2 tRNA genes and 3 rRNA genes are annotated in these 5,612 nt (G+C 48.1%); all 5 read left to right on the top strand.

Annotated elements, in window-relative coordinates:
- Window positions 1-275 precede the first annotated feature (275 nt).
- A 16S ribosomal RNA gene (locus tag KZA12_RS14580) occupies window positions 276-1,814 on the top strand.
- A gap of 76 nt (window positions 1,815-1,890) precedes the next feature.
- Window positions 1,891-1,967, top strand: a tRNA-Ile gene (locus KZA12_RS14575).
- 93 nt (window positions 1,968-2,060) lie between these two features.
- Window positions 2,061-2,136, top strand: a tRNA-Ala gene (locus KZA12_RS14570).
- A gap of 349 nt (window positions 2,137-2,485) precedes the next feature.
- Window positions 2,486-5,347: ribosomal RNA gene (locus KZA12_RS14565) — 23S ribosomal RNA — on the top strand.
- A 182-nt stretch (window positions 5,348-5,529) separates the two neighbouring features.
- Window positions 5,530-5,612: ribosomal RNA gene (gene rrf, locus KZA12_RS14560) — 5S ribosomal RNA — on the top strand; the annotation flags it as partial.

The following is a 5,612-nucleotide window of genomic DNA, read 5'->3' as shown; positions in this document are numbered from 1 at the left end:
TAGTGTAATAATCCTCTACTGGACGACAGCAGAGCGATACTATTTAAAAGCATAACTAAAGAACAACTTGTGTGGATTTTTGTTGATTCAGAATGTTAAAAAATAAAGTTGACTATCTTTTCTTTTCGGGAAGATTATTAACTATAAAAATTATCATTTAAGACAGCAAGAAAACTCAAAGTTAATTCATTTAAATGAAAACATACGAAGAGCGTAATTGCCAGATTAGATGAGCCAAGTTTAGGAGCTTCTTTAAAGAGCTTCATAGCAAGATTAAACTGAAGAGTTTGATCATGGCTCAGATTGAACGCTGGCGGCAGGCTTAACACATGCAAGTCGAGCGGTAACAGGAGAAGCTTGCTTCTCGCTGACGAGCGGCGGACGGGTGAGTAATACTTAGGAATCTACCTAGTAGTGGGGGATAGCACGGGGAAACTCGTATTAATACCGCATACGACCTACGGGAGAAAGGGGGCAGTTTACTGCTCTCGCTATTAGATGAGCCTAAGTCGGATTAGCTAGATGGTGGGGTAAAGGCCTACCATGGCGACGATCTGTAGCTGGTCTGAGAGGATGATCAGCCACACCGGGACTGAGACACGGCCCGGACTCCTACGGGAGGCAGCAGTGGGGAATATTGGACAATGGGGGAAACCCTGATCCAGCCATGCCGCGTGTGTGAAGAAGGCCTTTTGGTTGTAAAGCACTTTAAGCAGTGAAGAAGACTCCGTGGTTAATACCCACGGACGATGACATTAGCTGCAGAATAAGCACCGGCTAACTCTGTGCCAGCAGCCGCGGTAATACAGAGGGTGCAAGCGTTAATCGGAATTACTGGGCGTAAAGGGAGCGTAGGTGGCTCGATAAGTCAGATGTGAAATCCCCGGGCTTAACCTGGGAACTGCATCTGATACTGTTGAGCTAGAGTATGTGAGAGGAAGGTAGAATTCCAGGTGTAGCGGTGAAATGCGTAGAGATCTGGAGGAATACCGATGGCGAAGGCAGCCTTCTGGCATAATACTGACACTGAGGCTCGAAAGCGTGGGTAGCAAACAGGATTAGATACCCTGGTAGTCCACGCCGTAAACGATGTCTACTAGTCGTTGGGTCCCTTGAGGACTTAGTGACGCAGCTAACGCAATAAGTAGACCGCCTGGGGAGTACGGCCGCAAGGTTAAAACTCAAATGAATTGACGGGGGCCCGCACAAGCGGTGGAGCATGTGGTTTAATTCGATGCAACGCGAAGAACCTTACCTGGTCTTGACATATCTAGAATCCTGCAGAGATGCGGGAGTGCCTTCGGGAATTAGAATACAGGTGCTGCATGGCTGTCGTCAGCTCGTGTCGTGAGATGTTGGGTTAAGTCCCGCAACGAGCGCAACCCTTGTCCTTAGTTACCAGCGGGTTAAGCCGGGAACTCTAAGGATACTGCCAGTGACAAACTGGAGGAAGGCGGGGACGACGTCAAGTCATCATGGCCCTTACGACCAGGGCTACACACGTGCTACAATGGTAGGTACAGAGGGCAGCTACACAGCGATGTGATGCGAATCTCAAAAAGCCTATCGTAGTCCAGATTGGAGTCTGCAACTCGACTCCATGAAGTAGGAATCGCTAGTAATCGCGGATCAGAATGCCGCGGTGAATACGTTCCCGGGCCTTGTACACACCGCCCGTCACACCATGGGAGTTGATTGCACCAGAAGTGGATAGCTTAACCTTCGGGGGAGCGTTCACCACGGTGTGGTTGATGACTGGGGTGAAGTCGTAACAAGGTAGCCGTAGGGGAACCTGCGGCTGGATCACCTCCTTATAGATGACATTCGGTTGACAAGAATTCACAACAAGTTGTTCTTTAGTTTAAGCTTACGTTTATTATAAGCGTAATTGGGTCTGTAGCTCAGCTGGTTAGAGCACCGTGTTGATAACGCGGGGGTCAGTGGTTCAAGTCCACTTAGACCCACCATTTATTAGCATAAAGCTAACCATTAGCAATTTGCCTTTAAGCAAATTACTCTTGCGAAGCTAACAAAGCAGTGCTTTGTTTATACGCTTCTCAGGGGCCATAGCTCAGTTGGTAGAGCGCCTGCCTTGCACGCAGGAGGTCAACGGTTCGACTCCGTTTGGCTCCACCACTATAAACGGATTGTAAGCTTTAGGTGCTAATAAATAAACAGAATTAAGTGATCGTTATTGATTATTTACTTCTGTTTTATACAGAATCTGTGACTCGATGAGAGCATAGAAACTATTTAAAAACATAGATATGAGTCTGGGTTAGAAAGGGCGTGTTCACGCGCACTTTTTAACCTTGATAATCGATTCCTTAACGACATCAGTTGTTATCCCAGGGATTGATTATCAAAAAGTAATAAGAGAACTGAATCAAGCGTATAAAATTAGGTGATATCGTTATCATAATTAGAGCGTATGACACTTTGAAGTCAAAACCTATTTATAGGATAAGACTACTTGGGGTTGTATGGTCAAGTAATGAAGCGCACATGGTGGATGCCTTGGCAGTCAGAGGCGATGAAAGACGTGACAGCCTGCGATAAGCTTCGGGGAGGCGGCAATATCCTGTGATCCGGAGATTTCTGAATGGGGAAACCCACTTAGCATAAGCTAGGTATCTCGTACTTGTACGAGAGGCGAACGAGGGGAAGTGAAACATCTCAGTACCCTTAGGAAAAGACATCAAATGAGATTCCCCAAGTAGCGGCGAGCGAACGGGGAGAAGCCGATTAGTACTAGAATAGAAGAACAGCGTGGGAAAGCTGACCGTAGTAGGTGATAGTCCTGTATTTTAAATTCTAGTATTAACATATTAAGTAGGGCGGGACACGAGAAATCCTGTCTGAAGATGGGGGGACCATCCTCCAAGGCTAAATACTCCTGACTGACCGATAGTGAACCAGTACCGTGAGGGAAAGGCGAAAAGAACCCCTGTGAGGGGAGTGAAATAGAACCTGAAACCGTGTGCGTACAAGCAGTAGGAGCCTCAATTTATTGGGGTGACTGCGTACCTTTTGTATAATGGGTCAGCGACTTATGTTCTGTAGCGAGGTTAACCATTTAGGGGAGCCGTAGGGAAACCGAGTCTTAATAGGGCGAATAGTTGCAGGGCATAGACCCGAAACCGAGTGATCTATCCATGAGCAGGTTGAAAGTGCCGTAACAGGCACCGGAGGACCGAACCCACTATCGTTGAAAAGCTAGGGGATGACTTGTGGATAGGGGTGAAAGGCTAATCAAACTCGGTGATAGCTGGTTCTCCCCGAAAGCTATTTAGGTAGCGCCTCGGACGAACACCATTGGGGGTAGAGCACTGTTTCGGCTAGGGGGTCATACCGACTTACCAAACCGATGCAAACTCCGAATACCGATGAGTGATATCCGGGAGACACACAGTGGGTGCTAACGTCCATTGTGGAGAGGGAAACAACCCAGACCGCCAGCTAAGGCCCCAAATTCCTAGTTAAGTGGGAAACGAGGTGGGAAGGCATAGACAGCTAGGAGGTTGGCTTAGAAGCAGCCATCCTTTAAAGAAAGCGTAATAGCTCACTAGTCGAGTCGGCCCGCGCGGAAGATGTAACGGGGCTCAAACTAGGAGCCGAAGCTGCGGATTTGAATTTGTTTTCAAGTGGTAGGGGAGCGTTGTGTAAGCCTGTGAAGGTGTGTCGTAAGGCATGCTGGAGGTATCACAAGAGCGAATGCTGACGTGAGTAACGATAATGCGAGTGAAAAGCTCGCACGCCGGAAGATCAAGGGTTCCAGTCCAACGTTAATCGGGGCTGGGTGAGTCGACCCCTAAGGCGAGGCCGAAAGGCGTAGTCGATGGGAAATCGGTTAATATTCCGATACTTGTTTATAATGCGATGGAGGGACGGAGAAGGTTATGTCAGCCTGGCGTTGGTTGTCCAGGTGAAAGGATGTAGGCTTACAGTTTAGGCAAATCCGGACTGTAATATGGCTGAGATCTGATAGCAAGCTGTACTTGTACAGTGAAGTGGCAAATACCATGCTTCCAGGAAAAGCTTCTAAGCAATAGTTATAAACGAATCGTACCCTAAACCGACACAGGTGATCAGGTAGAGAATACCAAGGCGCTTGAGAGAACTCTGCTGAAGGAACTAGGCAAAATGGTACCGTAACTTCGGGAGAAGGTACGCTGTTGATGGTGATAGGACACGCTCCTTGAGCTTTCGACAGTCGCAGATACCAGGCTGCTGCAACTGTTTATTAAAAACACAGCACTCTGCAAACACGAAAGTGGACGTATAGGGTGTGATGCCTGCCCGGTGCTGGAAGGTTAATTGATGGGGTTAGCGTAAGCGAAGCTCTTGATCGAAGCCCCAGTAAACGGCGGCCGTAACTATAACGGTCCTAAGGTAGCGAAATTCCTTGTCGGGTAAGTTCCGACCTGCACGAATGGCATAATGATGGCAGCGCTGTCTCCAGCAGAGACTCAGTGAAATCGAAATCGCAGTGAAGATGCTGTGTACCCGCGGCTAGACGGAAAGACCCCGTGAACCTTTACTACAGCTTTACATTGAACTTTGACCTGACTTGTGCAGGATAGGTGGGAGGCTTTGAAGCAGACACGCTAGTGTTTGTGGAGCCAATCTTGAAATACCACCCTGGTCATGTCGGGGTTCTAACTCAGGTATAACAGTACCGAGGACAATGTATGGTGGGTAGTTTGACTGGGGCGGTCTCCTCCTAAAGAGTAACGGAGGAGTACGAAGGTGCGCTCAGACCGGTCGGAAATCGGTCGTAGAGTATAAAGGCAAAAGCGCGCTTAACTGCGAGACCCACAAGTCGAGCAGGTACGAAAGTAGGTCTTAGTGATCCGGTGGTTCTGTATGGAAGGGCCATCGCTCAACGGATAAAAGGTACTCTGGGGATAACAGGCTGATACCGCCCAAGAGTTCATATCGACGGCGGTGTTTGGCACCTCGATGTCGGCTCATCTCATCCTAGGGCTGAAGCAGGTCCTAAGGGTATGGCTGTTCGCCATTTAAAGAGGTACGCGAGCTGGGTTTAGAACGTCGTGAGACAGTTCGGTCCCTATCTACCGTGGGCGTTGGAAATTTGAGAGGATCTGCTCCTAGTACGAGAGGACCAGAGTGGACGAACCTCTGGTGTTCGGGTTGTCACGCCAGTGGCATTGCCCGGTAGCTACGTTCGGATGGGATAACCGCTGAAAGCATCTAAGCGGGAAGCCCACCTCAAGATAAGATTTCCCTAAAGAGCCGTTGAAGACTACGACGTTGATAGGCAGGGTGTGGAAGTGCAGCGATGCATGTAGCTAACCTGTACTAATTGCTCGTTTGGCTTGACCATACAACACCCAAGTGGTTTGTATGAAAGCTCTAATTAATCTATCTTGTATAAGCGTTAAGCTTATAGAATATATATATTTCGATATCACCTTTAACCTTGATTCAGTTAGGTTATAGTTGGTCGATTTAAACCTAAAGTTTAAGTCAAAAACAATAAAAACAGACTCATATCTAACCCCCTTTGCTGACGACAATAGCATGATGGCCCCACCTGATCCCTTCTCGAACTCAGAAGTGAAACATCATCGCGCCAATGGTAGTGTGGC

The organism is Psychrobacter sp. BF1 (genome assembly GCF_019279065.1).
Classification (GTDB): Bacteria; Pseudomonadota; Gammaproteobacteria; order Pseudomonadales; family Moraxellaceae; genus Psychrobacter; species Psychrobacter urativorans.
Note: the sequence above shows the minus strand (reverse complement) of the source record. Positions and strands in the feature narration are given on the sequence as shown.